The sequence below is a fragment of the Burkholderia sp. IMCC1007 genome (assembly GCF_027257875.1).
In the GTDB taxonomy this organism is placed as follows: Bacteria; Pseudomonadota; Gammaproteobacteria; order Burkholderiales; family Burkholderiaceae; genus Burkholderia.
The window spans coordinates 1-25,605 of the sequence record NZ_JAPVQY010000016.1 but is presented as its reverse complement, the minus strand read 5'-3'; the positions used below and the strand labels follow the sequence as shown (position 1 = coordinate 25,605).

The 25,605-nt window shown below is 67.0% G+C and carries 25 protein-coding genes; 16 read left to right on the top strand and 9 right to left on the bottom strand.

Going from position 1 to position 25,605, the window contains the following annotated elements:
• Nucleotides 1-62: 62 nt before the first annotated feature.
• Nucleotides 63-434, bottom strand: coding sequence for a type II toxin-antitoxin system VapC family toxin (locus O1Q03_RS16395; protein WP_269504726.1), 372 nt, complete (start codon nucleotides 432-434; stop codon nucleotides 63-65).
• Nucleotides 431-628, bottom strand: coding sequence for a type II toxin-antitoxin system VapB family antitoxin (locus O1Q03_RS16390; protein WP_175835091.1), 198 nt, complete (start codon nucleotides 626-628; stop codon nucleotides 431-433). Before O1Q03_RS16390 ends, O1Q03_RS16395 begins: the two co-directional genes overlap by 4 nt.
• Nucleotides 629-817: 189 nt before the next feature.
• Here O1Q03_RS16390 and O1Q03_RS16385 point away from each other — a divergent pair, with 189 nt between their 5' ends.
• Nucleotides 818-1,369: a hypothetical protein gene (locus tag O1Q03_RS16385; RefSeq protein WP_269504724.1), complete on the top strand. Its 552-nt coding sequence runs from the start codon at nucleotides 818-820 to the stop codon at nucleotides 1,367-1,369.
• Nucleotides 1,370-1,520: 151 nt separating this feature from the next.
• On the opposite strand, the gene kdgD is transcribed toward O1Q03_RS16385, so the two are convergent.
• Complete coding sequence (kdgD, locus tag O1Q03_RS16380) at nucleotides 1,521-2,435, bottom strand: 5-dehydro-4-deoxyglucarate dehydratase (RefSeq protein WP_269504723.1); 915 nt, start codon at nucleotides 2,433-2,435, stop codon at nucleotides 1,521-1,523.
• Between the two features lie 229 nt (nucleotides 2,436-2,664).
• Here kdgD and garD point away from each other — a divergent pair, with 229 nt between their 5' ends.
• Nucleotides 2,665-4,218: a galactarate dehydratase gene (gene garD / locus O1Q03_RS16375; RefSeq protein WP_269504722.1), complete on the top strand. Its 1,554-nt coding sequence runs from the start codon at nucleotides 2,665-2,667 to the stop codon at nucleotides 4,216-4,218.
• Between the two features lie 71 nt (nucleotides 4,219-4,289).
• Here the strand turns inward: garD and O1Q03_RS16370 are convergent, their stop codons facing one another.
• Complete coding sequence (locus tag O1Q03_RS16370; protein ID WP_269504721.1) at nucleotides 4,290-4,781, bottom strand: cysteine hydrolase family protein; 492 nt, start codon at nucleotides 4,779-4,781, stop codon at nucleotides 4,290-4,292.
• Between the two features lie 170 nt (nucleotides 4,782-4,951).
• On the opposite strand from O1Q03_RS16370, the gene O1Q03_RS16365 reads away from it, so the two are divergent.
• From O1Q03_RS16365 to O1Q03_RS16355, 3 genes are all read left to right on the top strand, one after another.
• A complete protein-coding gene (locus tag O1Q03_RS16365; protein WP_269504720.1) occupies nucleotides 4,952-5,344 on the top strand; it encodes a nuclear transport factor 2 family protein in 393 nt (130 codons plus the stop codon).
• Between the two features lie 78 nt (nucleotides 5,345-5,422).
• A complete protein-coding gene (locus tag O1Q03_RS16360) occupies nucleotides 5,423-5,878 on the top strand; it encodes an RbsD/FucU family protein (protein ID WP_269504719.1) in 456 nt (151 codons plus the stop codon).
• Nucleotides 5,879-6,069: 191 nt separating this feature from the next.
• Complete coding sequence (locus O1Q03_RS16355) at nucleotides 6,070-6,507, top strand: DoxX family protein (RefSeq protein ID WP_269504718.1); 438 nt, start codon at nucleotides 6,070-6,072, stop codon at nucleotides 6,505-6,507.
• Nucleotides 6,508-6,613: 106 nt separating this feature from the next.
• Here O1Q03_RS16355 and O1Q03_RS16350 read toward each other — a convergent pair whose 3' ends face one another.
• Together O1Q03_RS16350 and O1Q03_RS16345 are read right to left on the bottom strand one after the other, a co-directional pair.
• Nucleotides 6,614-7,924 carry an MFS transporter gene (locus tag O1Q03_RS16350; RefSeq protein ID WP_269504717.1) on the bottom strand — a complete coding sequence of 437 codons (1,311 nt, stop codon included), beginning with the start codon at nucleotides 7,922-7,924 and terminating at the stop codon, nucleotides 6,614-6,616.
• Nucleotides 7,925-8,262: 338 nt separating this feature from the next.
• Nucleotides 8,263-9,399: a branched-chain amino acid ABC transporter substrate-binding protein gene (locus tag O1Q03_RS16345; protein WP_269504716.1), complete on the bottom strand. Its 1,137-nt coding sequence runs from the start codon at nucleotides 9,397-9,399 to the stop codon at nucleotides 8,263-8,265.
• A gap of 671 nt (nucleotides 9,400-10,070) precedes the next feature.
• On the opposite strand from O1Q03_RS16345, the gene O1Q03_RS16340 reads away from it, so the two are divergent.
• Entirely contained in the window at nucleotides 10,071-10,865 is a 795-nt protein-coding gene (locus O1Q03_RS16340) for an AraC family transcriptional regulator (RefSeq protein WP_269504715.1), read from the top strand.
• Between the two features lie 130 nt (nucleotides 10,866-10,995).
• Here the strand turns inward: O1Q03_RS16340 and O1Q03_RS16335 are convergent, their stop codons facing one another.
• On the bottom strand, nucleotides 10,996-11,259 hold the full coding sequence (locus O1Q03_RS16335) for a hypothetical protein (protein ID WP_269504714.1): 264 nt from the start codon (nucleotides 11,257-11,259) through the stop codon (nucleotides 10,996-10,998).
• Nucleotides 11,260-11,543: 284 nt separating this feature from the next.
• Nucleotides 11,544-13,436 (bottom strand): bifunctional sugar phosphate isomerase/epimerase/4-hydroxyphenylpyruvate dioxygenase family protein, encoded by a 1,893-nt coding sequence (locus tag O1Q03_RS16330; protein ID WP_269504713.1) that lies wholly within the window; start codon nucleotides 13,434-13,436, stop codon nucleotides 11,544-11,546.
• 254 nt (nucleotides 13,437-13,690) lie between these two features.
• On the opposite strand from O1Q03_RS16330, the gene aroQ reads away from it, so the two are divergent.
• The 3 genes from aroQ to O1Q03_RS16315 are packed head-to-tail and all read left to right on the top strand — an operon-like array spanning nucleotide 13,691 to nucleotide 16,383.
• Complete coding sequence (gene aroQ, locus O1Q03_RS16325) at nucleotides 13,691-14,146, top strand: type II 3-dehydroquinate dehydratase (RefSeq protein ID WP_269504712.1); 456 nt, start codon at nucleotides 13,691-13,693, stop codon at nucleotides 14,144-14,146.
• Entirely contained in the window at nucleotides 14,143-14,997 is an 855-nt protein-coding gene (locus O1Q03_RS16320) for a shikimate dehydrogenase (RefSeq protein ID WP_269504711.1), read from the top strand. Before aroQ ends, O1Q03_RS16320 begins: the two co-directional genes overlap by 4 nt.
• 36 nt (nucleotides 14,998-15,033) lie before the next feature.
• On the top strand, nucleotides 15,034-16,383 hold the full coding sequence (locus O1Q03_RS16315) for an MFS transporter (RefSeq protein WP_269504709.1): 1,350 nt from the start codon (nucleotides 15,034-15,036) through the stop codon (nucleotides 16,381-16,383).
• A gap of 102 nt (nucleotides 16,384-16,485) precedes the next feature.
• On the opposite strand, the gene O1Q03_RS16310 is transcribed toward O1Q03_RS16315, so the two are convergent.
• On the bottom strand, nucleotides 16,486-17,595 hold the full coding sequence (locus O1Q03_RS16310) for a 2-aminoethylphosphonate--pyruvate transaminase (RefSeq protein WP_269504707.1): 1,110 nt from the start codon (nucleotides 17,593-17,595) through the stop codon (nucleotides 16,486-16,488).
• A 253-nt stretch (nucleotides 17,596-17,848) separates the two neighbouring features.
• Here O1Q03_RS16310 and phnS point away from each other — a divergent pair, with 253 nt between their 5' ends.
• The 7 genes from phnS to O1Q03_RS16275 are packed head-to-tail and all read left to right on the top strand — an operon-like array spanning nucleotide 17,849 to nucleotide 25,140.
• The gene (gene phnS / locus O1Q03_RS16305) at nucleotides 17,849-18,940 is read left to right on the top strand and encodes a 2-aminoethylphosphonate ABC transporter substrate-binding protein (protein ID WP_269504705.1); all 1,092 of its coding nucleotides are present in this window, start codon (nucleotides 17,849-17,851) and stop codon (nucleotides 18,938-18,940) included.
• Between the two features lie 34 nt (nucleotides 18,941-18,974).
• A complete protein-coding gene (gene phnT / locus O1Q03_RS16300; protein ID WP_269504703.1) occupies nucleotides 18,975-20,078 on the top strand; it encodes a 2-aminoethylphosphonate ABC transport system ATP-binding subunit PhnT in 1,104 nt (367 codons plus the stop codon).
• Nucleotides 20,056-20,976 carry a 2-aminoethylphosphonate ABC transporter permease subunit gene (locus O1Q03_RS16295; RefSeq protein ID WP_269504702.1) on the top strand — a complete coding sequence of 307 codons (921 nt, stop codon included), beginning with the start codon at nucleotides 20,056-20,058 and terminating at the stop codon, nucleotides 20,974-20,976. Before phnT ends, O1Q03_RS16295 begins: the two co-directional genes overlap by 23 nt.
• Nucleotides 20,966-21,826, top strand: coding sequence for a 2-aminoethylphosphonate ABC transport system, membrane component PhnV (gene phnV, locus O1Q03_RS16290; RefSeq protein WP_124611544.1), 861 nt, complete (start codon nucleotides 20,966-20,968; stop codon nucleotides 21,824-21,826). Before O1Q03_RS16295 ends, phnV begins: the two co-directional genes overlap by 11 nt.
• Nucleotides 21,823-23,133 carry a phosphonoacetate hydrolase gene (gene phnA, locus O1Q03_RS16285; protein ID WP_269504700.1) on the top strand — a complete coding sequence of 437 codons (1,311 nt, stop codon included), beginning with the start codon at nucleotides 21,823-21,825 and terminating at the stop codon, nucleotides 23,131-23,133. Before phnV ends, phnA begins: the two co-directional genes overlap by 4 nt.
• The gene (phnY, locus tag O1Q03_RS16280) at nucleotides 23,130-24,584 is read left to right on the top strand and encodes a phosphonoacetaldehyde dehydrogenase (RefSeq protein WP_269504699.1); all 1,455 of its coding nucleotides are present in this window, start codon (nucleotides 23,130-23,132) and stop codon (nucleotides 24,582-24,584) included. Before phnA ends, phnY begins: the two co-directional genes overlap by 4 nt.
• 4 nt (nucleotides 24,585-24,588) lie before the next feature.
• Nucleotides 24,589-25,140, top strand: a complete 552-nt coding sequence (locus O1Q03_RS16275) for a phosphonate degradation HD-domain oxygenase (RefSeq protein WP_269504698.1) — start codon at nucleotides 24,589-24,591, stop codon at nucleotides 25,138-25,140.
• The last annotated feature ends 465 nt before the right edge of the window (nucleotides 25,141-25,605 follow it).

The following is a 25,605-nucleotide window of genomic DNA, read 5'->3' as shown; positions in this document are numbered from 1 at the left end:
CCGGGTGGCTTCCTCCGCTTTTTGCATTGATGGCCGGCTTGCACGCCGCTGGTCTCGCGCGGTCAGTGAGCGGGATGGGCGACGAGTTGCAGGCGTTCGGCTGCGGCCAGCAAGCGCCGGTCGCGTGTCCACAGCTTGCTGCCGGCGGTCAGTCTGACCGAGGCAAGCAGATGGGCGTCGACGTAACCGATGCCGAGTCCGTGAAGCGGCACGACATCGATCATGCGCTGGACTTCGTCGTCGTTTGCGGGTGCCGCGGTGGGAAGGTCCCGCAGCGCATCCAGTACGGTGTGGCGATTGCGCATGCTGCCGAGCGCGAGCTCGCCGATGATGAATGGATGGATCAACACCCGTTCAGCTTCCAGCAATGTCGTGAGCGTTGCATCGCCGGCCCGCAGGTGGTCGATCCACACTGAAGTGTCGACAAGAATCATGCGGGCTCCGATGGGCGGCGTGGAACGGATTCAAGGCCGGGCTCGGTGCCGCCGAGGCGGGCGAGTCGTCGTGCGCTTTCGCGCGCGATCAACGCGCGCAGCGCTTCTCTCACCAGCGCCGATTTTTCGGTGACGCCGGTTAATTGCTGCGCTTTGGCGAGCAGTGCGTCGTCGAGGGACAAGGTGGTACGCATGAGCAACTCCCCAGAAAGTCAATGCATCAATTATCGCATCAAATGATGCATTCGATGATGTGCCCTCCTTGGCGGGGTGGGCGCCGGCTTCCGCCTCCCCGCAATTTCTCCTACAGTAGCGAAGCCTCGGGCCGGCCGGCCCGCGGCCGAGCCTGAGAGCCTGGCACAAGACCAACAAGGAGCCACCCGATGAACATCAGCAAGCGCGGCGATCACCTGTTCGCCGCAGGATTATGGAAGGCGATCGGCGACGTCGCGCAGTCCGTGCGCAGCCGGATCGGCCAGTACAGCGAAGGGCGCGTGCTCGCGAATGCGCTGCTGGAATTCCAGCGCGACCTGGGCGGCAGCGAATTCGACGTGACGATCAACCAGGGGCGGCCTGTGACGGGCTCGGACGCGCATTCGCTGATGTTCGGCCTCGCCGTGCGCCGTTTCAGGCAGGACATGGAAGCGCTGGTGTTCGCGCTCGAGTATCGCCGCGGCATCGACGAGCGCGACCAGAATCTGCGCACCGAAGCGCTGATGCAGGCCAACGGCCAGCTCACCACCGCGAAGCAGTCCGCGACGATCACGGTCGGCCGGTTCTTCGATGCGGTCGTCGATCGCGACGTGCTGGGGCAGATTCTCGGCGCCGAGTCGAATGCACGTGCGCGTGCGGATGTGCAGGGACAGATCGAAGCGACCGGGATCCGGCTCGGCAACGTGCGTCACCGGATCATCGGCGTCATCGCGCAGATGTGAATTGAATGGCGCGCGGCACTGCGCGGCCGGGCGCGTCGCGCGACTGTCGCCACAAACGCGCGCGGCCGGCAAAAAGCCGGCCGCGATGCAAAACAGGCAACCCGATAGCCGGCCGCGCCGCCACAGAGGGCGCCGCGCCGGCCATGCCTGCTTACTGCGGGCCCATCTTCTTGATCAGCACGTCCAGCTCGGCCACTTCGGCGTCGGTCAGGTCGACGAGCGGTGCGCGCACCGGGCCCGCGTCGTGGCCGACCAGCTTCGCGCCCGCCTTCACGATGCTGACCGCGTAGCCCGCGCGGCGGTTGCGGATCTTCAGGTACGGCAGGAAGAACTCGTCGATCAGGCGGCCGACCGTTGCGTGGTCGTCCTTCGCGATCGCTTCGTAGAATGCCATCGCCGTCTTCGGGATGAAGTTGAACACCGCCGACGAGTACACCGGCACGCCGAGCGCCTTGTACGCGGCTGCGTAGACTTCGGCCGTCGGCAGGCCGCCGAGGTACGCGAAGCGGTCGCCGAGGCGGCGGCGGATCGTGACCATGCTCTCGATTTCGCCGACGCCGTCCTTGAAGCCGATCAGGTTCGGGCAACGGTCGGCCAGGCGCTCGAGCATGTCGGCGTTCAGCTTCGAATTCGCGCGGTTGTACACCACGACGCCGATCTTCAGCGCACGGCAGACCTGCTCGACGTGCTCGGCGATCCCTTCCTGGCTCGCTTCGGTCAGGTAGTGCGGCATCAGCAGCACGCCGCTCGCGCCGAGGCGCTCGGCTTCCTGCGCATATTCGATCGCGACGCGCGTCGCGCCGCCCGCGCCGGCGAGGATCGGCACCTTGCCCTTGCAGGTCTCGGTCGCGACGCGGATCACGTCCGAATATTCGCGCTGCGTGAGCGAAAAGAATTCACCCGTGCCGCCGGCCGCGAACAGCGCGGACGCACCGTACGGTGCGAGCCATTCGAGGCGTTCGGCATAGGTGGTCGGGCGGAAGCTGCCGTCCGCGTCGAAGTCCGTCAGCGGAAACGACAGCAGGCCGTGGGAGATGATCTGTTTGAGTTCTTGCGGTGAGGTCATGGTTGGTCGTCCGTCTAGCGCGAGTGCTGGGTTCGTCGGGAACGGCATACGAGCCACATTGGCGATGTCGTTGTATGTCATCGTACAACGAGGGGAAGCGTGACGCAAGCGGGTTGCAGGCGGATTGCGGGTAGGGGTCTTTCCGGATAAGGGTTTACGTACTACCCTGCATAGGTGTTGAATGTCGTATGATGACTAACGATATCACCGGTAGCTTCCAGGAATTCCGATGACTGCTTCCCCTCTCTATATCCGCGTGCACCCGGACGACAACGTCGCGATCGTCGTGAATGACGGCGGTTTGCCCGAAGGGGCGACATTCGCCGACGGGCTCACGCTGCGCGAAGGCGTGCCGCAAGGGCACAAGGTCGCGCTCGCCGATCTCGCGGCCGGCGACCCGATCGTCCGCTACAACGTCGTGATCGGCTACGCGCTCACCGAGCTGCGCCGCGGCAGCTGGGTCAATGAACGCACGATGCGCATGCCCGAGCCGCCGGGGCTCGACGATCTGCCGCTCGCGACGCGCGCCGCGCCGCCGCTCGAGCCGCTCGAAGGCTATACGTTTGAGGGCTTCCGCAATCCCGACGGCTCGGTCGGCACGCGCAACATCCTCGCGATCACGACCACCGTGCAGTGCGTGTCGGGCGTCGTCGAGCATGCGGTGAAGCGGATCAAGGAAGAACTGCTGCCGCGTTACCCGAACGTCGACGACGTGGTCGGGCTCGAGCATACGTACGGCTGCGGCGTCGCGATCGATGCGCCCGACGCCGACATTCCGATCCGCACGCTGCGCAACATCAGCCTGAACCCGAACTTCGGCGGCGAGGTGATGACCGTCAGCCTCGGCTGCGAGAAGCTGCAGCCCGAGCGCCTGCTGCCGCCCGGCTCGATTCCGGTCGCGGCGGACGGCGCGACGGACAACGGTGGCGTCGTGTGCCTGCAGGACGCCGCGCACGTCGGCTTCAACTCGATGATCGAGTCGATCATGACGATGGCCGAATCGCACCTCGAGCGGCTGAACCGCCGCCGTCGCGAAACCTGCCCGGCGTCGGATCTCGTCGTCGGCGTGCAGTGCGGCGGCAGCGATGCGTTCTCCGGGCTCACCGCGAACCCGGCGGTCGGCTTCGCGGCCGATCTGCTCGTGCGGGCCGGCGCGACGATCATGTTCTCCGAAGTGACCGAAGTGCGCGACGGTGTCGCGCAGCTCACGTCGCGCGCGGCGAACGAAGAGGTGGCGCGCGAGATCATCCGCGAGATGGACTGGTACGACCGCTACCTGCAGCGCGGCCGCGTCGACCGCAGCGCGAACACGACGCCTGGCAACAAGAAGGGCGGCCTGTCGAACATCGTCGAGAAGGCGATGGGCTCGATCGTGAAGTCGGGCAGCGCGCCGATCGCCGGCGTCGTGCGTCCGGGCGACCGCGCGCGGCAGAAGGGGCTGCTGTACGCGGCGACGCCCGCGAGCGACTTCATCTGCGGCACGCTGCAGCTCGCGGCCGGGATGAACCTGCACATTTTCACGACCGGCCGCGGCACGCCGTACGGTCTCGCGCAGGTGCCGGTGATCAAGGTTGCGACGCGCAGCGATCTCGCGCGCCGCTGGCACGACCTGATGGATCTCGACGCGGGGCAGATCGCGACCGGCGCGGCCACGATCGAGGACGTGGGTTGGGAACTGTTCCGGCTGATGCTCGACGTCGCGAGCGGCAAGCGCCGCACGTGGGCCGAGCAATGGAAGCTTGCGAACGCGCTGACGCTGTTCAACCCGGCGCCGGTGACCTGATACGCGCGGCGGGCATGGCTGACGATGCGGGCGCCTTCGGGCGCCCGTTTTGCATTGGCGTGGCCGGCGCGTTACGGCGATGCGTCGTCGGCCGGCAGGTCGAACAACGCGTGCGCATACTCGACGCGGCCGAAGTGATGTTGCCACAGGCGCACGCCGAGTGCGCCGCTGCGATCGAGCGACGAGCCGACCGTGAGATCCGCGAGCAGCGTCGGCTGCAGCCCCGCGTCGAACAGCGCGAAGCCGGCCGCGAGCACGCACGTATCGGTCTGAATGCCGCAGACGAGCACGCGTTCCGGCGCGAGCGCACGCAAGTGCTCGACGACTTCGGCGGGCAACCCGTAGCCGTGCTTGACGAAGATGCGATCGGCGGCGATCAGGCTGTCGTCGTCGCGGGACGGGCGCCAGCCGAGCTGGCGCTCGAACGGCACGCGCGATTCGTCGTGACGCTCGACGGTCGCGACGGTCGGCAGGCGGCCGACGAGCGCGCGCACGCTGGACACGAGCCGTTCGGGTGGCGCAAACGTCGGCTGGATGTCGACGATCAGGAGGGCTTGCTGCATGGCGAATGATGTCCGGAGACCAGGCACGCCGATTCTAGCGCGCGACGCGGCAGCGCGATTTCTCGTTACCTCGCACGTAATCGACCGTCCGCACGAGGCCGGCGACGATAGCGGCACGCGGACACGAAAGGTTCGCGACATCGTCACTCACCGACTCAAGGAGCCTCGCCATGAACACCGCCCAAACCGCCCAGTCCGCTCATGCCGACCTGATCGACCGCTACATCGATGCATGGAACGAATCCGACGTCGCGCGCCGTCGCGCGCTGATCGATGCGACCTACGCGAGCGACGCGGCGTATCGCGATCCGCTGATGGCCGGCGACGGCCACGCGGGCATCGACACGATGATCGCGGCCGTGCAGGAACGTTTCCCCGCGTACCGCTTTCATCTCACGACCGACGTCGACGGGTTCGGCCAGCACCTGCGATTCTCGTGGGCGCTCGTGTCGCCCGACGGCGCGGCGATCGTGAAGGGTTCGGATTTCGGCATCGTCGATGCGTCCGGGCGGCTGAAGTCGGTCACGGGTTTCATCGACGAAATGCCGGCCGCGGCGTCGTGACGCGAACGACGACGCCCGGCCGCCACCGGGATCGGGTAACGTTATGCGATTCGTTCCCGATCCCGGAGACTTGCCGACATGCTGAAGAATCTCGATCCGTTGTTGCACGCCGACATCCTGCACGCGCTGCGCGCGATGGGCCACGGAGATGAAGTCGCGATCTGCGATGCGAACTTTCCGGCCGAATCGGTCGCGCAGCACACCGTCGTGGGTCGCGCGCTGCGCATCGACGGCGCGGATTCGGCGCGCGTCGCGCGCGCGGTGCTGTCGGTGCTACCGCTCGACACGTTCGTCGACACGCCCGCATGGCGGATGGAAGTCGTCGGCGATCCGGGCGCGGTGCCGCCCGTGCAGCGCGAGGTGCAGGCCGAGATCGACCGCGCGGAAGGCCGCGCGGTGCCGCTCGCCGGCATCGACCGGTTCGCGTTCTACGAGCGCGCGCAGCAGGCGTATGCGGTGATCGTCACTGGCGAGTTGCGCGGCTACGGCTGCTTCATTTTCAAGAAAGGCGTGCTGTTGAGCGACGCAAGCTAAACGCTTTTTTCGTCGCGCCGCCAGCCCGCCGCCCGCGCCGCGGTGTAAAGATTTGCTACAACCTTTTTCTTGGACACCGCGGGGAAGACCCTCTATGCTGGCCCATTTGCCGCGGGCCCGGCAGGGTTGCGCGGCCCGCACCGCGCGAGCACGCACCGTGCGGCGGCCGAATTGCATACGAGGAGAAAGGCATGACGCGTACCGTCGATTCCGGCGTCATTTTTTTCGCACGCCTGGCACTGGCGGCGTTGTTCTTGTGGGGCGGCATCATGAAGCTGCTCGGCTACAGCGACTTCGTTGCGTATCTGCATGCGATGAACGTGCCGTATCAACAAGTCGTCGCGCCGATCGTCGTCGCGATCGAGGGGCTGGGCGGCCTGCTGCTGATCGTCGGCTACAAGGTGCGGCCGCTCGCGCTGCTGCTGGCGGTCTACACGATCGCGACCGCAATGGTCGGACACAATTTCTGGGACGCGACCAACGCTGCCGTCCAGCACGACATGGTGATCCACTTCTGGAAGAACGTCGCGATCTCCGGCGGCTTCCTGCTGCTGTTCGTCACGGGCGCCGGCGGTGCGAGCATCGATGCCCTGCGCCGTCCGAGTTCGTCGTACGGCGTGCTGCGTTGAGCTGAGCCGATTCGCGCTGTCGCGCTGAAGCAAATCAAAAGGGCCGAATCCCGCACGCCGCGGGATTCGGCCCTTTGTTCATGAAGCGGCGCGTGCGCGCCGGCGTTCAGCGTGCGTCCTTCAGGTCCTTCGCATCCTTCGAGAACTGCACGGCGATGCCGCCGAGCACGCAGATCACGGCGACGTACACCACCGGCGCGAGCGGATTCGACTTCATCATCAGCGACACGATCACGGGCGTGAGGCCGCCGAAGATCGCATACGCGACGTTGTACGAGAACGAGATGCCCGAGAAACGCACGACTGCGGGGAAGCTGCGCACCATCACGAACGGCACTGCGCCGATCGTGCCGACCATGAAGCCGGCGATCCCGTAGTACAGCGGCAGCGTCGACGCGTCGGCCGCGACCCGCACGAACAGCAGGTAATAGCACGCGGCCAGCACGATGCCGCCGATGCCGAGCACGCGCTTCGCGCCGATCCGGCCCGCGAGCGAGCCGGCGGTGATGCAGCCGGCCGTCAGGCACAGCGTCGCGATGCTGTTCGCGAACAGCGTGGTCGCGGGCGCCAGGTGGAACTGCTTCTGCAGCAGCGCGGGCGTCATCAGGATCACGACGACGATCGCCGCCGACAGCATCCACGTGAGCAGCATCGACACGATCACCGCGCGGCCGTGGTCGCGCAACACCGCCTTCAGCGGGATCTCGGCTGCGAGTGCCTTCTTCGCCTTCATCTCGGCGAACACCGGCGTTTCGTGCAGCCAGCGGCGCAGATACACGGAGAACAGGCCGAACACGCCGCCGAGCAGGAACGGAAGACGCCATGCGAACGCGGTGACTTCGGCGCCCGAATAGCGGCTGTTGACGCCTGCGGCGACGAGCGAGCCGAGCAGGATGCCGGCCGTGAGGCCCGCGGTCAGCGTGCCGCACGCATAGCCGATGTGGCGCGACGGCACGTGTTCGGACACGAACACCCACGCGCCCGGCACTTCGCCGCCGACCGCCGCGCCCTGCAGCACGCGGAACAGCAGCAGCAACACCGGCGCGAGGATGCCGATCGTGTCGTAGGTCGGCAGCAGGCCCATCAGCAGCGTCGGCACCGACATCATCAGCACGCTCAGCGTGAACATCCGCTTGCGGCCGAACAGGTCGCCGAAGTGCGCCATGATCACGCCGCCGAGCGGGCGCGCGAGATAGCCGGCCGCGAAGATGCCGAACGTCTGCAACTGGCGCAGCCAGTCGGGAATGTCGTGCGGGAAGAACAGCTGCCCGATCGCGGGCGCGAAGAACACGAAGATGATGAAGTCGTAGAACTCGAGCGCGCCGCCGAGTGCGGCAAGGCCAAGGGTTTTGTAGTCGCTGCGCGTGAGCGCGCGTTCGGCGGCGCGAGGCACGCCGCTCAATTCGGAAGCTTGCATGGTCAGGACGATCGGTATTCGAATGTTGTTGTCGGTGCTGCGTCTCCAGGGCCCGCTATTGGCTGGACTGGCTAGGCGCGCCTGCCTCGTCGAAACTGTGCCGGGCGCCGGATAGGGCACGCGACACGCGCCGTTGCACCGGGATGGGGCGCAACGAAGACGAAGCGTGAAAGCGGGTGGGGGGATTCTACAGGAGCGCGAAATACGCGCGCGCGGGGCTGCGCCGAGGAACGCTTCGGACTTTGCCGAACCTGAAATGCACGCGGCGCGGCACGCGGATGAACCGCTTGCCGCGCCGTGCTGGGCTGGGTAGAAGCCGGGCGATCAGTTGCCGCCGATCAGTTGCCGGCGATCGTGTCGACCGGCTTGAACGTGCCGTGCTCGACCTTGTAGATCGTGACCGGCGCATCCTTCAGGTCGCCCTTCGCGTCGTACGCGATGCTCGGCGCCGACACGCCCTTGACCGACAGCTTGCCGAGATACGGCGCATAGACTTTCGGGTCGGTCGAGTTCGCGTTCTTCATCGCGGTGAGCAGCGCGATCGTGCCGTCGTACGAGTAGGGCGAGTAGGTGATCACGTCTTCGTTGAAGCGTGCCTTGTAGCGTGCCGCGTAGCCGGCAAAGCCCGGCATCTTCTCCTTCGGCAGCCCGCCCATGTAGACGATCGCGCCTTCGGCAGCTTCGCCGCCGACCTTCAGGAAGGTCGGCGAGCGCGACATCTCGCCGGTCACGAACGCCGACTTCATGCCGAGCTGGCGCATCTTGCGGATCATCGGCGACGATTGCGCATCGCCGCCGCCGTAGAAGATCGCGTCGGGGTTCATGCCCTTCAGGTTGGTCAGGATCGCCGAGAAATCGAGCGCCTTGTCGTTCGTGAAGTCGCGCTTGACGATCGTGCCGCCGGCCGCTTCGACGGCCTTCGCGAATTCGTCGGCGATGCCCTGGCCGTAGGCCGTGCGGTCGTCGATGATCGCGACGCGCTTGAAGTGCAGCGTCTTCACTGCATACGTGCCGACGATGCGGCCGGCCTGTGCGTCGCTCGTCAGCAGCCGGAAGGTCGTCTTGTAGCCGCGCGCCGTGTATTGCGGCGACGTCGCCATCGAGATCTGCGGCAGCCCTGCGCGATCGTACAGATCGGATGCAGGAATGCTCGTGCCCGAGTTGAAGTGGCCGATGATCCCGCTGACGTTGTCGTCGATCAGCCGCTGCGCGACGGTGGTGCCGGTGCGCGGGTCGGCCTGATCGTCCTGCGAGTCGAGCTGGAACGTGACCGGCTTGCCGCCGATCGTCGGATGCGTTGCATTGAAGTCGGCGATTGCGAGTTGCACGCCCTTCTGCATGTCGGCGCCGTAGTTCGACTGCGGCCCCGTCAGCGGTGCGGCGAAACCGATCTTGACGACGTCGGCGGCGATGGCGTGTGCGCCCGACAGTGCGCAGGCAGCAGCCAGCGCGACGTGCGATACCTTCAGCTTCACTTTCACTTCCCCTTGATGGCATGGTTGGGCCGCTGCCGGCTGGCGGGCCGGTGCGGTAAGCCGGGCGAGACGCATCGGTTCGCCGGCTTGGGTGAATGCCGTGCGGGTTCGCCGGGCGCTGCGCGCTGTGCCGGAATCGGCGTGCGCGGCGGCGGCGGGATGTCGTCTCGTGACCGTTGAGCGAAGTCTAGGTAGCGAAAATACGCGCGTCTTGCGCGTTCCGTGCGCGGCCGGCGACGATTTCGGCATATCGTCGAATACCCTGATATGTGCTGAAATCGTCATCCATGATGCGCAAACGCGCCAAGACGCGACGCGCCCGCGTTTTTAGGATGGCGGGTTCGGGCGCGTGCGGCCGAAGTGCCGCTGCGGTTCGCACCGGCACCGCGGCGCAGAGGCGGTGCGATGCGGCGAAACGTGCGAAAGGTGCGAAACGTGCGGAATATGCGAAACGTGCATAAGCGAGCATCGAAGCGCGGCGCCACACGCGGCACGGTCGTTGCGCACACAACTGCATGACGCACCACGCCGCGTCGGCCGTCGCCGGCCGACGACTGCCCGCCGCACTCCGCCGTGCGCGCGCATGGCACTGCCGCCCGGGAACGCCGCCACGCGTTCGAGGGTCGCTCCTATAATCGACGCCATCAGCCACTCGCTTTGCAGATGCCGGGATGACGAACTTGCTTGCCGTACCGCCCATGAGCCTGTCCGACACGTTGCGCTACCAGCCCGACAATGCCGATTTCGGCGCGATGCTCGCGCACTTCCGCCTGCTCGAGCCGGTGTTCGATGCGCTGCCCGACGTCGCGTTCTTCGTGAAGGACGCGAACGGACGCTACGCGCTCGTCAATCGCACGCTCGCGATGCGCTGCGGTTACAAGGACAAGCGCGACCTGCTCGGCAAGACGACCGACGAAGTGTTTCCGCGCCGCTTCGGCCGCACCTATTTCGAGCAGGACATGGCGACGATCAATGCCGGCCAGCAACTGATGGACCAGCTCGAGCTGCATCTGTATCCGGGGCGCCAGCCGGGCTGGTGCCTGACCTGCAAGGAGCCGCTGCGCGACGCGGCCGGCAAGGTGGTGGGGCTTGCGGGCATCTCGCGCGACCTGAAGGCGCACGAGGGCTCGCACCCGGCGTACAGCAAGCTCGCCGACGTGGTCCAGCACATCCAGGATCACTATGTGCAGCCGCTTAACCTGAAGCAGCTCGCGCAGATGGCCGGGATGTCGGTCGCGCAGCTGGAGCGCTACTTCCACAAGGTGTTTCACCTGACGCCGCGCCAGGTGCTGTTGAAAACGCGGCTCGACGCGGCCACGGCGCTGCTCGTCACGCACGACAAGGTGACGGATGTCGCGGCGTTATGCGGCTATACGGATCACAGCGCGTTCACGCGCCAGTTCAAGGCGACGGTCGGCGTGACGCCGACCGAATACCGGTTGATGCTGCAGGATCGGGCAGGATGACGCGACGCGCCGGCATGGCGGGCGCGTCGCAGGAATCGGGGTAAGGCGGGTAAGGCGTGTAAGGCTGGGAAGCGGGCGGAAAACCGGCTCGAAGGCGGGCGGAGAAGTGGAAAGCGGTGAAAGTGGCGGCTCAGCGGTAGCCGAGCCCTTTCAGGACGGCCGTGCCGTCTTCGGTCAGCCGGAAGCTCGGCGCCGTGTCAGGGTCGAGCTTGACCATCTCGACGAGGCCGGCTTCCTGCAGCGCAGGCAGTTCGGCTTTGGCGTTCGCACTGATCGGTGCGTGCAGCAGCACGAGCAGCGTCGCGATTTCATGATGGCTGAGCAGACGACGCAGCATCGTCTTCTTTGCAGGGGGTGCGGCCGGACGGCCCGCGGGTGCTTCTACGGCGCTCATCGCTGTCCTCCATTTCGGGATAACCATCGGGTACTGGTTCCGGATGGTGCCGACGAAGACTTAAGCGATTCTTAAAAGCGCGGTGCCGCCGCGGATGCTGCACTGCGGCGCGCGTTACCGGATGTAACCCCCGCCGGGCGGCCGTGCCCGGCCGCGAGCGGGGCCCCTTGCCCCGCGGGCGAAGCCCCGGCATTCACCATCATGGTGCGCGGGGCGACGTGCGTCGCCACGCCGCACCGGTTTTTCAGCCGGTTCGGCGCCAAAACGACACCGAATGCGTTCCTTCATTTCCTGCGCTGGGCCTGCGCGGCAAGTCGCACGGCCGCATTCGCCGCGCCGTAACCATCGTAGCCGCCGCGCCGCTCGACGATTTCGAGCGAGAAGCGGTTGTCGACCAGTTCCGTGTACGCATGCAGGAATTCGCCGCCGTGCTCGTCGCGGTCGTACAGCAGGTGGTGGGCGCTCAGCGTGTCGATCAGTTCGTCCGACAGCGCGTAGCGCGCGGCGAGATCGTCGTAGTAGTTCGCCGGAATCCGCAGGAACGGCACGCCGTCGGCGGCGAACGCGGCAATCGTGTTCACGATGTCTTCGGTCCGGAACGCGACGTGGTTCAGCCCCGTCCCGTGATAACGGTCGAGCGATTCGGCGACGGCCGTATGGCGGTCGACCGACGCATTCAGCGCGATCCGCACCGAGCCGTCGGCGCTGCGCACCGCGCGGCTGCGCATCAGCCCGTACGGGTCGGGCACCAGCCAGCTGCGCTCTGCCTCGAAGCCGAAGGCCGTCTTGAAGAAGAGGATCCACGTGTCGAGCGCGTCGGCCGGCAGCGCGAGGCACACGTGGTCGATACCCGTCAGCAGGCCGACCTCGCCCGGGCCGTCGATGTCCGTCAGCACGAAGTCCGATTCATAGAGCGTCGGCGTGTTCGGCGCCTCGTCGACGAAATACTCGAGGCTGCCGTCCGGCGCCTTCACGCTCGGCAGCACGCGCTCGTTCGGCCCGACCCGGCCGGAGAACGGCGCATAGCCGTAGCCGGCCGCGCGTTCGAACGCCACTTTCGCGTCGTCGACGCGGAACGCGGACGCGCACAGCGACAGCCCATGCTGCTGGAAGAACGCGTCGGCGAACGAGTCGCGCTCGGCGTTCAGCACGATCGATGCGGCGCCGTGCTGGAACAGCGTCACGTCCTTCGACCGATGGCGGCCCGCGAGCCGGAAGCGCATCCGGCCGAGCCATTCGCCGACGGTGGCCGCCGCCTGCGCGTTCACCGCGAATTCGATGAACTGGAAGCCGACGTGTGCAGGCGGCGCCGGCGGCGCGAACAGCGGCTGGCTGGGCGCCGGGGCGCGGCCGTCCTGCGCGAGCCGCGTGCGCGTCAGCTCTTCCAGATAGAGCAGCGAACGATGGCCGTCGGCGGCCGTGATCGCGGTCGGCGCGGCGCGGAACCCGTCGTTGAAGATCTCGAGCGACAGCGGCCCCGTATAGCCGGACTCGATCACGCGGGCCGTAAAGCGCGCGAGATCGAAGTCGCCCTGGCCGGGGAACGAGCGGTAGTGGCGGCTCCATTCGAGCACGTCCATGGCCAGTATCGGCGCATCGGCGATCTGAACGAACGCGATCCGGTCGCCGGGAATGTCGGCGATCGCGTCGGGCGAGTCGTCGAGCGACAACGTATGGAAGCTGTCGAGTGCGAGCCCGAGGTGCGGACTGTTCACCGCGTTCACGAGCTGCCATGCGTGGCCGTACCGCTTCACGACGCGGCCCCACGCGAGCGCCTCGTACGCGACGATCACGCCGGCCTCGCGCGCCGCCTCGGCCAGCGCGCCGAGCTGGTCGACCAGCACCGCATCGTCGGCGATGGTGTCGGGCGACACGTTGCTGCACACCAGGATGCGGTCGGTGCCGAGCGCGTGCATCACGTCGAACTTGCGCCGGACGCGGTCCAGGTTGCGGGCGAGCTGGGCGGCGCTCACGCCTTCGAAGTCGCGAAACGGCTGGAACAGCACGATGTCGAGGCCGAGATCGGCGGCCATGCGGCGGACGTCGGCGGGTGATCCGTCGAAGTAGACGAGGTCGTTCTCGAAGATTTCGACGCCATCGAAACCGGCTGCGTGGACGGCGGCGAGCTTTTCGGCGAGCGTGCCGGACAGTGACACGGTGGCGATCGAGCGCTGCATGGGCGAATCCTGCGGATGAGCGGGATGTGGCGCCGGCCGGACCGGACCGGAATGAACCAGTCGTTGAGTTCCGAATGTGCGCCATATCCCTAATTTACTAGGGAAGTGAGACGAATTATACAAACTAACTAGATGGTACAAATTAGCGAAAACCCGAAAAGACAGCGTGCGCGCGCCGGCGCACACTAGCCGCCTACTGATGTTACCGGGCTGAACCGATCTTTGTTCAGCCCCTGTTTTGGAGCAGAATCGTCATGAGCAAGCACAAGGTGCTGGTGCTGAACGGCCCGAACCTGAATCTCCTGGGGACCCGCGAGCCCCATATCTACGGCGCGGAAACGCTCGCCGACGTCGAGCAGCGCTGCCATGCGGCGGCAGAGGGGCTCGGGCTGGAGGTCGACTTCCGTCAGTCGAACGCCGAGCATCAACTGATCGACTGGCTGCATGCCGCGCGCCACGACACCCACGGCATCGTGATCAACCCGGCTGCCTACACGCACACGTCGGTCGCGCTGGCCGACGCGCTGTCCGCGATCGCGAAGCCCGTGATCGAGGTGCATATCTCGAACGTGCATCGCCGCGAGGCATTCCGTCACCACTCGTATGTATCGGCGGTCGCCGAAGGCGTGATCTGCGGCTGCGGTACCGATGGCTACCTGTTTGCGCTGCAGCGCCTGTCGACCCTGTTTGCCCGAGGCGCCGCACGATGAGCCGTCCGTCGTTTCTGATCGGCCTGATCGGCCAGGGTATCGGCGCCTCGCTGTCGCCCGCGATGCACGAGGAAGAAGGTTTCCAGCAGGGATTCGGCTATGTATACCGGCGCATCGATCTCGACGCGCTCGGCGTGACCGTCGACGCGTTGCCGCAATTGCTCGATGCCGCGCAGCGGATGGGCTACAACGGGCTGAACATCACGCATCCGTGCAAGCAGCGCGTGATCGAGCATCTCGACGCGTTGTCGGACGACGCGCGCGCGCTCGGCGCGGTGAATACCGTGCTGTTCAAGGACGGCAAGCGGATCGGCCACAACACCGACTGGTCCGGCTTCGCGAAATCGTTCCGCCGCGGGCTGCCCGACGCGTCGCTCGAACGCGTGGTCCAGCTCGGCGCGGGCGGCGCGGGTGCGGCCGTCGCGCATGCCGCGCTGCAGATGGGCGCGGCCGAACTGACGATTTTCGACGTCGACGGTACGCGCGCGTCCGGCCTCGCGGCCGAACTGCAGCAGCGCTTTCCCGCGGCGCGCGTCACGCCCGGCAGCGATCTCGCGGCCGCGATGCAGGCGGCCACGGGCCTGATCCACGCGACGCCGACCGGCATGGTCAAGCACCCGGGCCTGCCGCTGCCGGCCGAGCTGCTCCACGCGGGGATGTGGGTGGCCGACATCGTGTATTTCCCGCTCGAAACCGAACTGCTTCACGCCGCGCGCGCGGCCGGTTGCGCCACGCTGCCCGGCGGCGGAATGGCCGTGTATCAGGCGGTCGACGCATTCGAGATCTTTACCGGACGCACGCCGGACGCCGAGCGGATGTTCGAGCACTTTCAGTCGCTCGTCGCGCGCTGACCCCATCGATACGCAAAGAAAGACCAGGAGACGACCATGCAGCACACCACTCACTCGAACGCGCCGCCCGCGCAGGCGGCCGGCACGGTCCGGCGAACGTCGGCGCGCTACAAGATTCTCGCGCTGCTCGCGATCGGCACGATGATCAACTATCTCGACCGGACCGTGCTGGGAGTCGCTGCGCCGCAGCTCACCAAGGAGCTCGGCATCAACGCGGCGGTGATGGGCATCATGTTCTCCGCGTTCTCGTGGACGTATGTCGCGGCGCAGGTGCCGGGCGGTCTCTTTCTCGATCGGCTGGGCAGCAAGGTCACGTATTACTGGTCGATGACGCTGTGGTCGCTGTGCACGTTCCTGCAGGGCTTCGTGCCGGGCGTCGGGACGCTGCTCGCGTGCCGCCTCGGTCTCGGCATCGCGGAAGCGCCGTGCTTCCCGACCAACAGCCGCGTCGTCGCGACGTGGTTCCCGCAGAGCGAGCGCGCGATGGCGACCGGCACTTATACCGTCGGCGAGTACATCGGCCTCGCGTTCTTCAGCCCCGTACTGTTCGCGCTGATGGGCGCGTTCGGCTGGCGTTCGCTGTTCTGGGTCGTCGGCGCGATCGGCATTGCGTTCGGCCTGGTCTGGTGGAAGTTCTACCACGAGCCGCGCAACCATCCGGGCGCGAACGCCGAGGAGCTCGCATACATCGAGGCGGGCGGCGGTCTCGTGCATGGCGCGCGCAAGGGCGGCGCGGCTGAAAAGGGCGGCAAGGGCGAGCAGAAGCAGTTCAGCTGGGCGATGGCCGGCCGGCTGCTGAAAAAGCGCCAGCTGGCGGGCATCTGCCTCGGCCAGTTCGCCGGCAACTCGACGCTCGTGTTCTTCCTGACCTGGTTTCCGACCTATCTCGCAACCGAACGCCACATGGGCTGGCTGAAGATCGGCTTCTTCGCGGTGATGCCGTTCATCGCCGCGTCGGTCGGCGTGATGTTCGGCGGGATCTTCTCCGACTGGCTGCTGCGTCGCGGCAAGTCGGCGAACCTCGCGCGCAAGCTGCCGATCATCGCGGGCCTGCTGCTGGCTTCGACGATCATTCTCGCCAACTACGTGCAGAGCAACGAGGCCGTGATCGCGATCATGTCGGTCGCGTTCTTCGCGCAGGGGATGGCCGCGCTCGGCTGGACGCTCGTGTCCGACATCGCGCCGGACGGCCTGCTCGGCGTGACCGGCGGCATCTTCAACTTCGCGGCGAACCTCGCGGGCATCGTGACGCCGCTCGTCGTCGGCTTCATCGTCGCATCGACCGGGTCGTTCGTCGGCGCGCTCGTGTTCATTGGCGTGATCGCGCTGATCGGCGCGCTGTCGTACATCTTCGTCGTCGGCGACATCAAGCGGATCGAACTGTAAGTACCGGCTCCACGCACTGTCGGTGCGTTCGCCCGGCGGCCCGAAAGGCCGCCGGGCGTTTTTGTCTGCGCGCCCGGCTGGCGCGATCATCACGCACGATCGTCACGCGCGCTGCACGGCAATCCCGAGCGATTCGACCGCCTGCCCGATCGCCGCGACCGCGCGCCGGATGTCGTCGGCGTCGATCGCGCCGATGCAGCCGACGCGGAACGTCTCGCGCTGCGTCAGCTTCCCCGGGTACAGGACGAAGCCCGCGTCGCGCACCGTGTCGTAGAAGCGGCGGAAATCGTAGGCCGGATGGTCGGGCGCGTGGAACGTGACGATCACGGGCGCCTGCACGCTCGCGTCGAGGAACGGCACGAAGCCGAGCGCGCGCATCGATTCGACCAGCGTCCGGCAGTTCTGCGCATAGCGCGCGCCGCGCGCCGGCTGGCCGCCTTCGGCGAGGTACTGGTCGAGCGCGGCGCGCAGCGCGGCGATCACATGCGTCGGCGGCGTGAAGCGCCACTGGCCCGTCTTGCGCAGATACGCGTACTGATCGTGCAGATCGAGCGCGAGCGACGGCGAGTTGCCGGCGCACGCGTCGAGCGCGTCGCGCCGCACGATCGCGAACCCCATTCCCGGCACGCCTTCCAGGCATTTGCCGCTCGCCGAGATCAGCGCGTCGATCCCGCTGTCCGCCAGCGCGATCGGCAGCGCGCCGAACGAACTCATCGCGTCGACGATCAGCCGCTTGCCGTGCCGCCGGCACACCGCCGCGATCGCGTCGAGCGGATTCAGGATCCCGGCGCTCGTTTCCAGATGCACCAGTGCGACGTGCGTGATGCGCGGCTCGCGCGCGAACGCCGCTTCGACCGTGGCCGGATCGACGGCCGCGTCCTCGCCGAGCGGCAACGCGACGGCTTCGATGCCGAGCCGGCCGAGGATCTTCAGGATGCGCGCGCAATACGCGCCGTTGTCGGGCACGAGCACGACACCGTCGCGCGGCACCAGCGTGCCGAGCGCGGCCTCGACCGAGAACGTGCCGCTGCCCTGCATCGGCACGCACACGTACGCGTCGCCGCCGCGCGCGATCGCGACGAGATCCGCGCAGACGCTGGCGGTCAACGCGTTGAATGCGGCGTCCCACGAGCCCCAGTCATGTTGCATTGCGTGGCGCGTTGCGGCGGAGGTGGTGAGCGGGCCGGGCGTCAGCAGAATCGGTTCGGACATGGTTTTTCTCCAGCAATGGTCGGACGAAACGCCGGTCGGCATTTCTGAATGACTTGCATGATATTGGCAAAATGTGTCATTTTTTGGAAATTGTGGCAGTCGTCACGGGTTTGTCATCGAACGCTGTGATCCTTCGGTTGCCGCGCGAAACCACCTGCAGCGCGGCAGCGAGGCAGGCCGGTTGTCGGTCTGCCCGACTGAAAGAGCCGGATCGTGCCCCGGCCGCTTGGTGTTCCGCCTACGGAGAAGTGAGATGACACTGCAGAATTCCTCGCGCGCCGCTGCCGGCGCGTTCCGCAAGCTCGCGCTGGCCGCCTGCGCCGCCGGTCTGTTGCAAGGCGTGGCGATGCCCGCGCATGCGGCGAACGCGGTCGTGCTGTATACGGCGGACGGTCTCGAGAACCTGTATCGCGACGTGCTGCCGGCGTTCGAGAAGAAGGAAGGCGTCAAGGTCAACATCGTGACGGCGGGCAGCGGCGAGGTCGTCAACCGCGCGAACATCGAAAAGAATTCGCCGAAGGCGGACGTGATCGTCACGCTGCCGCCGTTCATCCAGCAAGCCGGCCAGATGGGCCTGCTCCAGGCGTACCAGAGCGTCAACTACAAGAACGTGCCCGCGATCGCGAAGGCGGAAGACGGTACCTGGGCGACGTTCGTGAACAACTACTTCTCGTTCGCGATCAATCCTGACGTCGTGAAGAACCAGCCGAAGACGTTCGCCGACCTGCTGTCGCCGAGCTATGCCGGCAAGGTCGCGTACTCGAACCCGGCCACGGCCGGCGACGGGATGGCCGTGCTGATCCTGACGACGTCGCTGATGGGCGAGGACAAGGCGTTCGACTACCTCGCGAAGCTGTCGCAGAGCGTGAAGTTCCACACGAAGGGCACGGGCTACCTGAACGTGCTGCTGTCGCGCAACGAGATCAGCGTCGCGAACGGCGACCTGCAGATGGACCTCGACGACGCCGAGCACGGCGCGCTGTCCGTCAAGCCGATCTTCCTGTCGGCGAAGGCCGGCGACCAGCCGACCACGTTCCAGCTGCCGTACGGCATCGGCCTGATCAAGAGCGGCCCGAACCAGGACGCCGGCAAGAAGCTGATCGACTACCTGATGTCGACGGACGTGCAGTCGAAGGTGCCGGACATGTACGGCATCCCGGGCCGCACCGACGTGCCGCTGACCGGCAAGAACGGCGAAGCGGTCAAGAAGGCGATCGCGGGCGTGAAGCTGATCCCGGTCGACTGGAACCAGGTGATGGCGAAGAAGCCGGAATGGATCGAGCGCTGGAAGAAGGACGTGATCGGCAGCTCGGGCAAGCAGCTCGACGTCGTCAAGCCGAAGTGATCGGCGCACGCCGCCTGTATTCGTGAGCGAGAGGATGAACCCGGTGGAAACCGTCCTGACCCATCCCGGCGCATTCGGCGCCGCCGAGCCGCGCGCCACGCTGCGGTCCGGCGCGCCGGGCGGCGTGCGGATCGAACACCTGAGCGTGCGCTACGGCGCACGCACGGTGCTGGAAGATCTGTCGCTGTCGATCGGCGCCGGTGAATTTTTGACCGTGCTCGGCAAGAGCGGCTGCGGCAAGACCACGCTGCTGCGCTTCATCGCCGGGTTCGTGAAGGCCGACGGCCTGACCGGCACGCTGACCGTGGCCGGACGCGACCTGACCTATGCGCCGCCGCACAAGCGCAACCTCGGTCTGTTGTTCCAGAATTACGCGCTGTTCCCGCACCTGTCGGTGTTCGAGAACGTCGCATTCGGGCTGCGCGCCCGCAGGATGGCGTCGTCGGAAGTGACGCGCCGCGTCGCCGATGCGCTGAAGCTCGTGCAGCTCGGCGACGCCGGCCACCACCTGCCCGCGCAGCTCTCGGGCGGGATGCAGCAGCGTGTCGCGCTGGCGCGCGCGCTCGTGATCGAGCCGGACGTGCTGCTGCTCGACGAACCGCTGTCGGCGCTCGATGCCAACCTGCGCGCATCCGTGCGCAGCGAACTGAAGGCGCTGCACGAGCGGCTGCCGAACCTGACCGTCGTTTGCGTGACGCACGACCGCGACGACGCGCTCGTGCTGTCCGACCGCGCGCTGCTGATGCGTGACGGCCACATCGCGCAACTCGGCACGCCGCAGCAGTTGTACGACGCGCCGCAGGACGGCTATGTCGCGCGCTATCTCGGCCCGGCGAACCTGCTGCCGCCGCGCGTGATCTTCCCGCTCGGCGATCCGCGCCACGACGTGCGCGACAAGGTCGCCTGCGTGCGCCCCGAGCGGCTGACCGTGATGCCGCTCGCGGCCGGCGGCCTGCACGGCACGGTGTCGTCCGTCGAATGGCAGGGCGCGGATCTGTCGATCGCGGTCGTGATCGACGCGGCGCCCGATGAACCCGTGCGCGTGACGATGCAACGCGGCCGCGGCGCGGCCCCCGAGCGCGGTGCGCGCGTGTCCCTGCATTGCGAGGCTGACGATGTCGTCCTTATCGAGCCCTGAAGCCGGCCTGCCGCCGCACGTGCTCGCGTCGGCCGCGGCACACGCTGCCGTCGCGCGGCGCCGCAAGCGCATGGGCGACTTGCACCTGGCCGCACTCGCGATCGTCGTGCTGGGGCCGCTCGTCGTCTATCCGCTCGTGCGGCTCGTGCTGCTGAGCGTGTCCGGCGATCACGGGCTGAGCTTCGCCGCGTACCGGACGTTCTTCGGCAACCCCGATACGCGCAACGTGCTGCTGACGACGCTCGGCGTGCTGTTCGCGAGCGCGGGCACGGCGTCCGTGCTCGGCGTGCTGCTCGCCGCGCTGCTGTTCTTCAAGCCGTTCCCTGGCGCGGCGCTCGTCACGCGCTTCCTCGAGCTGTACGTCGCGTTCCCGTCGTTCCTCGTCGCGTTCACGCTGATCTTCCTGTACGGCTCGCAAGGCTCGATCAGCATCGGGCTGCAGCATCTGTTCCATCTCGAGAATCCGCCGCTCGACTTTCTGTTCGGCATCGGCGGCGTGATCCTCGCGCAGACCGTGTTCTACACGCCGTTCGTCGTGCGGCCGACGCTCGCGTCGTTCGCGACGCTGGACCTGCGGCTGATCGAAGCGGCGCGCAGCCTCGGCGCATCCGGCTGGATGCTCGCGCGCCGCGTCGTGCTGCCGATCGCGTGGCCGGGCATCGCCGCCGGCACCGTGCTGTGCTTCCTGCTGACGCTCAACGAGTTCGGGATTCTGCTGGTGCTCGGCAGCGCGCGGCTCGTCACGCTGCCGGTCGCGATCTACAGCAGCGCGACCGTCGACCTCGACCTGCCGACCGCGTCGGCCGGCGCCGTGGTGATGCTGGCATTGTCGCTGGCGCTGTATGCGGTTTATCGCCGGGTGAACCGGCGTGCGACGGGAGGGAACGATGTCCGCTGAATTCCGTATCGGGCAAGCGGTGCCGCGCCACCAGATCGGCTGGGGCGACACGCTGCTCAAGCATGCGTCGCGCGCGGCGCTCGCGCTCGCCGCGTTCGCGTGCTTCTGGCTGTTCGTGCTGCCGGTGATCGTCGTCGCGCTGTCGAGCGTGTCGACGCAGTGGTCGGGCACGATTCTGCCGGCCGGCTACAGCCTGCGCTGGTTCGAACGGCTCGGGTCGCCGGAATACGACGCGCTGCTGACGAGCCTCGAAATCGGCTTCGGCGTGTCGGCGATCGGCACGATCCTCGGGCTGTGGCTCGCGCTTGCGCTCGAAGGGCGCGACCGGCGCGGCCTTGGCGCGGTCGTCGACGCGCTCGTGATGGTGCCGAACGGCGTGCCGAGCGTCGTGCTCGGGCTCGCGGTGTTGATCGCGTATCACCAGAAGCCGCTCGACCTGTCGAGCTCGGCCGCGATCGTCGTGCTCGTGCAGCTCGCGCTGATCTTGCCGTTCTGCTATCGGTGCGCGGCCGCCGCGCTGCGTCCCGAGCTGACCGTGCTGCGCGAAGCCGCGGCGAGCCTCGGTGCGCCGCCCGCGATGGTGCTGCGCCGCGTGCTGCTGCCGCAGCTCGTGCCCGCGCTGCGCGCGAGCCTCGCGCTCGGTTTCGCGTTGTCGCTCGGCGAGCTCGGTGCGACGCTGACCGTCTATCCGCCCGGTTTCGCGACCGTGCCGATCGTCGTGATCGGCCAGGTGGAGCGCGGCTATTACCTGCCGGCATCGGCGCTGTCGTTGCTGATGCTCGGCGCGTCGCTCGCGGCGCTGCTGTTGATCGCCGCGCGCGTGCCGCGCGGCAAGCGGGCGGCATCATGAACGCCGCGTTCGCGTTGCGGCAGCCCGGCGAGCAAGCGGCTACGGGCAACGTGTCGACGGATCTCGCGGGACGCTCGATCGACGTCAACGGCCGGCGCTACCGGCTGCCGGTCGAGCCGACCGTCGTCGTATGCGTCGACGGCTGCGAGTACGACTATCTCGAACGCGCGGTGGCAGCAGGCGTCGCGCCATTCATCGGCCGGATGATCGCGCAAGGCACTGCGTGGCGCGCGGACTGCGTCGTGCCGACCTTCACCAACCCGAACAACCTGTCGATCGTGTGCGGCGTGCCGCCGTCGGTCCACGGGATCTGCGGCAACTACTTCTGGGACCCGGCCGCCGACGGCGGTCGCGGCGCCGAAGTGATGATGAACGACCCGGCCTACCTGCGCGCCGGCACGCTGCTCGCGGCGGCGTCCGACGCGGGTGCGCGGGTGGCCGTCGTCACCGCCAAGGACAAGCTGCGCCGGCTGCTCGGCTGGCAGATGAAAGGCATCTGCTTCTCCGCGGAGAAGGCGGCGCAGGCCAATCTCGCGGAAAACGGCATCGTCGACGTGCTCGACTGGGTCGGGCTGCCATCGCCCGACGTATACAGCGCGGTGTTGTCCGAATTCGTGTTCGCGGCCGGCGTGCGGCTTGCGCAGACGCGTCAGGTCGACTTGATGTACCTGTCGACCACCGACTACGTGCAGCACAAGTGCGAACCGGGCAGCGCCGGCGCGAATGCGTTTTACGCGATGATGGACGGTTATCTCGCGCAGCTCGACGCGCTCGGCTGGGCGATCGGGCTCACTGCCGACCACGGGATGAACGCGAAGCATGATCCGGCTACCGGCCGCCCGAACGTGATCTATCTGCAGGATGCGTTCGACGGCTGGTTCGGCACGCATGCCGCGCGCGTGATCCTGCCGATCACCGACCCGTACGTCGTGCACCACGGCGCGCTCGGCTCGTTCGCGACGGTGTATCTGGCACCCGGCGTCGACCGGACCGACGCGATGTGGCGCGTGGGCGGCCTCGACGGCGTCGAGCTCGTGCTCGACAACGCCGAAGCTGCCGCGCGCTTCGAGCTGCCGGCAGACCGGATTGGCGACCTCGTCGTGATCGCACGACGCGACATGACGCTCGGCACGCGCGAGCGCGAGCATGACCTGTCGGGTCTCACGGTCCCGCTGCGTTCGCACGGCGGCGTGTCCGAGCAGGAAGTGCCGTTGCTGTTCAATCGTCGGATCGAGCGGGATGACGCTGCACGTCGTCCGCGCAACTTCGACGTGTTCGCTTTCGTGCTGAACCGGATCCCATCATGATGGCTCATCCCCGACAGGATCACCCCGCGTTTCGCGCCGAGGCGCTGCGCTGGTGCGGTACGCGCGCGGCGCGCGAGCGCGCGTTCGATGTCACCGATCCGTATACCGGCACGCGTGTCGGGACGGCGCCGCTGGCGAGCGTTGACGATGTGCGCGCCGCGTTCGACTACGCGATGGCGTACCGGCCGACGCTCACGCGCTACGAGCGTTCGCAGATCCTCGAGCGCGCGGCCGCGCTGCTGCGCGAGCGCACCGAGGAAGCGTCGGACCTGATTACGCTCGAGTCGGGATTGTCGAAACGGGATTCGCGCTACGAAATCGGCCGCGTCGCCGACGTGCTGAAGTTCGCGTCGGTCGAAGCGCTGCGTGACGACGCGCAGAGCTTCTCGTGCGACCTGACGCCTCATGGCAAGGCGCGCCGCGTGTTCTCGCAGCGGCAGCCGCTCGATGGTGTGATCGTCGCGATCACGCCGTTCAATCATCCGATGAATCAGGTCGCGCACAAGATTGCGCCGGCGATCGCGACCAACAACCGCGTGATCGTGAAGCCGTCCGAGAAGGTGCCGCTGTCGGCGTTCTATCTGGCGGACCTGCTCTACGAGGCCGGCCTGCCCGAACCGATGCTGCAGGTGCTGACCGGCGACCCGCGCGAGATCGCGGACGAACTCGTCACGCATCCGCATGCATCGCTGATTACGTTCACGGGCGGAGTATCGATCGGCAAGGCGATCGCGGCGCGGGCCGGCTACCGGCGCATCGTGCTCGAGCTGGGCGGCAACGATCCGCTGATCGTGCTCGACGACGCCGATCTCGAGCGGGCAACGTCGCTGGCCGTGCTGGGTTCGTACCGGAATTCGGGCCAGCGCTGCACGGCCGTCAAGCGGATGCTGGTGCAGCGCTCGATTGCGCCGGCATTCACCGAGTTGCTCGTCGAGAAGACGCGCGCGTGGACGTACGGCGATCCGTTCGATCCCGCCAACGAGATGGGCACGGTGATCGACGACGCGGCGGCGCGGCTGTTCGAGGCACGGGTGAGCGAGGCCGTCGCGCAGGGCGCGCGCCTGCTGACCGGCAACGTGCGGCGTGGCGCGCTGTATGCGCCGACCGTGCTCGACAACGTCGATCCGACGATGACGATCGTGCGCGAGGAGACCTTCGGCCCGGTATCGCCCGTGATCGCGTTTGACACGATCGACGACGCGATCCGGATCAGCAACGGGACGGCATTCGGGCTGTCGTCGGGCCTCTGCACGGACAGTACGGCCGCGGTCGTGCGCTTCGTGAACGAGCTGAACGTCGGCACGGTGAATGTGTGGGAAGTGCCCGGATATCGGATCGAGCTGTCGCCGTTCGGCGGGATCAAGGATTCGGGGCTTGGCTATAAGGAAGGCGTTCAGGAAGCGATGAAGAGCTTCACGAACCTGAAGACGTTTTCGCTGCCTTGGGAGTGAGCGGATGGCACTGACTGTCGTAGAGATTCACGGGTTGTATCGCGAGCATGGCCATGTCGCGTACAGCGGCGAACCGGTCACGCAACTGGAGCATGCGCTGCAGAGCGGTTCGCTGGCGGAAGAGGCGGGCGCCGACGAGGCGCTGGTCGCGGCGGCGTTCCTGCACGATCTCGGGCATCTGCTGAATCGGCAGGGCGAGACGCCGAGCGCGCGCGGGATCGACGATCTGCATCAGTATTACGTGTTGCCGTTCCTGCGGCCGTTGTTCAACGACGCGGTGCTGGAGCCGATCCGGCTGCACGTCGACGCGAAGCGCTGCCTGTGCCGGACGGATGTTGGCTACTTCGAGAGCTTGTCGCCGGACTCGGTGCGCAGCCTCGCGCTGCAGGGCGGTATCTTCAGTGAAGACGAGACGGCCGCGTTCCTGCAGCGCCCGTTCGCGGAGGACGCGCTGCGTCTGCGCCGCTGGGACGATACGGCCAAGGAAGAAGGCAAGGCGACGCCGAGTCTCGATCACTATATGGAGATAGTCGCGCGCCAGGTGCGCGTGGCCTGACGATTCGATTCGGTTGCCTCTATATTTGAGGCCCCGCGCGCGGCAGCGTGCGGGGCCTCAAATATTTTCGCGAAACCCCTTGCGCGATCAGCGGGCGGTGCTTAGAATCACGCCTCTTTCGCGCTAACGGAAACGCAGCGCGGGAGACAAGAAGGGAAGCGGTGCGGTCGAGGTTGCTGTCGAGCCTTGGCGCACAAGGAGTTGAACCCCAACCGTCGCAACGAAGTAGTTAAAAAAGTTGTTGACGAGTTGAAAAGGGCGGTTCATAATCTCGCTTCTCTGCTGCTGAAAACGCAGCGCTGCTGAGAAACACGAAGTTCCTCGCAGACATGCTATGCTCTTTAAAAATTAACAGCCGATAAGTGTGGGCGCTTGATGGCAGCGAGCTGATCCTCGGATCAGATAGCGAAAGTATCAAGAGTCTCACACTAAAGTAAGTCAGGTTTATGAAGTGATTCATATTCC

Bases quoted from the DNA above. Each gene is read 5' to 3' on its own strand.
- O1Q03_RS16395 (WP_269504726.1), bottom strand. From the start codon at position 434: ATGATTCTTGTCGACACTTCAGTGTGGATCGACCACCTGCGGGCCGGC.
- O1Q03_RS16390 (WP_175835091.1), bottom strand. From the start codon at position 628: ATGCGTACCACCTTGTCCCTCGACGACGCACTGCTCGCCAAAGCGCAG.
- O1Q03_RS16385 (WP_269504724.1), top strand. From the start codon at position 818: ATGAACATCAGCAAGCGCGGCGATCACCTGTTCGCCGCAGGATTATGG.
- kdgD (WP_269504723.1), bottom strand. From the start codon at position 2,435: ATGACCTCACCGCAAGAACTCAAACAGATCATCTCCCACGGCCTGCTG.
- garD (WP_269504722.1), top strand. From the start codon at position 2,665: ATGACTGCTTCCCCTCTCTATATCCGCGTGCACCCGGACGACAACGTC.
- O1Q03_RS16370 (WP_269504721.1), bottom strand. From the start codon at position 4,781: ATGCAGCAAGCCCTCCTGATCGTCGACATCCAGCCGACGTTTGCGCCA.
- O1Q03_RS16365 (WP_269504720.1), top strand. From the start codon at position 4,952: ATGAACACCGCCCAAACCGCCCAGTCCGCTCATGCCGACCTGATCGAC.
- O1Q03_RS16360 (WP_269504719.1), top strand. From the start codon at position 5,423: ATGCTGAAGAATCTCGATCCGTTGTTGCACGCCGACATCCTGCACGCG.
- O1Q03_RS16355 (WP_269504718.1), top strand. From the start codon at position 6,070: ATGACGCGTACCGTCGATTCCGGCGTCATTTTTTTCGCACGCCTGGCA.
- O1Q03_RS16350 (WP_269504717.1), bottom strand. From the start codon at position 7,924: ATGCAAGCTTCCGAATTGAGCGGCGTGCCTCGCGCCGCCGAACGCGCG.
- O1Q03_RS16340 (WP_269504715.1), top strand. From the start codon at position 10,071: ATGACGAACTTGCTTGCCGTACCGCCCATGAGCCTGTCCGACACGTTG.
- O1Q03_RS16335 (WP_269504714.1), bottom strand. From the start codon at position 11,259: ATGAGCGCCGTAGAAGCACCCGCGGGCCGTCCGGCCGCACCCCCTGCA.
- O1Q03_RS16330 (WP_269504713.1), bottom strand. From the start codon at position 13,436: ATGCAGCGCTCGATCGCCACCGTGTCACTGTCCGGCACGCTCGCCGAA.
- aroQ (WP_269504712.1), top strand. From the start codon at position 13,691: ATGAGCAAGCACAAGGTGCTGGTGCTGAACGGCCCGAACCTGAATCTC.
- O1Q03_RS16320 (WP_269504711.1), top strand. From the start codon at position 14,143: ATGAGCCGTCCGTCGTTTCTGATCGGCCTGATCGGCCAGGGTATCGGC.
- O1Q03_RS16315 (WP_269504709.1), top strand. From the start codon at position 15,034: ATGCAGCACACCACTCACTCGAACGCGCCGCCCGCGCAGGCGGCCGGC.
- O1Q03_RS16310 (WP_269504707.1), bottom strand. From the start codon at position 17,595: ATGTCCGAACCGATTCTGCTGACGCCCGGCCCGCTCACCACCTCCGCC.
- phnS (WP_269504705.1), top strand. From the start codon at position 17,849: ATGACACTGCAGAATTCCTCGCGCGCCGCTGCCGGCGCGTTCCGCAAG.
- phnT (WP_269504703.1), top strand. From the start codon at position 18,975: ATGAACCCGGTGGAAACCGTCCTGACCCATCCCGGCGCATTCGGCGCC.
- O1Q03_RS16295 (WP_269504702.1), top strand. From the start codon at position 20,056: ATGTCGTCCTTATCGAGCCCTGAAGCCGGCCTGCCGCCGCACGTGCTC.
- phnV (WP_124611544.1), top strand. From the start codon at position 20,966: ATGTCCGCTGAATTCCGTATCGGGCAAGCGGTGCCGCGCCACCAGATC.
- phnA (WP_269504700.1), top strand. From the start codon at position 21,823: ATGAACGCCGCGTTCGCGTTGCGGCAGCCCGGCGAGCAAGCGGCTACG.
- phnY (WP_269504699.1), top strand. From the start codon at position 23,130: ATGATGGCTCATCCCCGACAGGATCACCCCGCGTTTCGCGCCGAGGCG.
- O1Q03_RS16275 (WP_269504698.1), top strand. From the start codon at position 24,589: ATGGCACTGACTGTCGTAGAGATTCACGGGTTGTATCGCGAGCATGGC.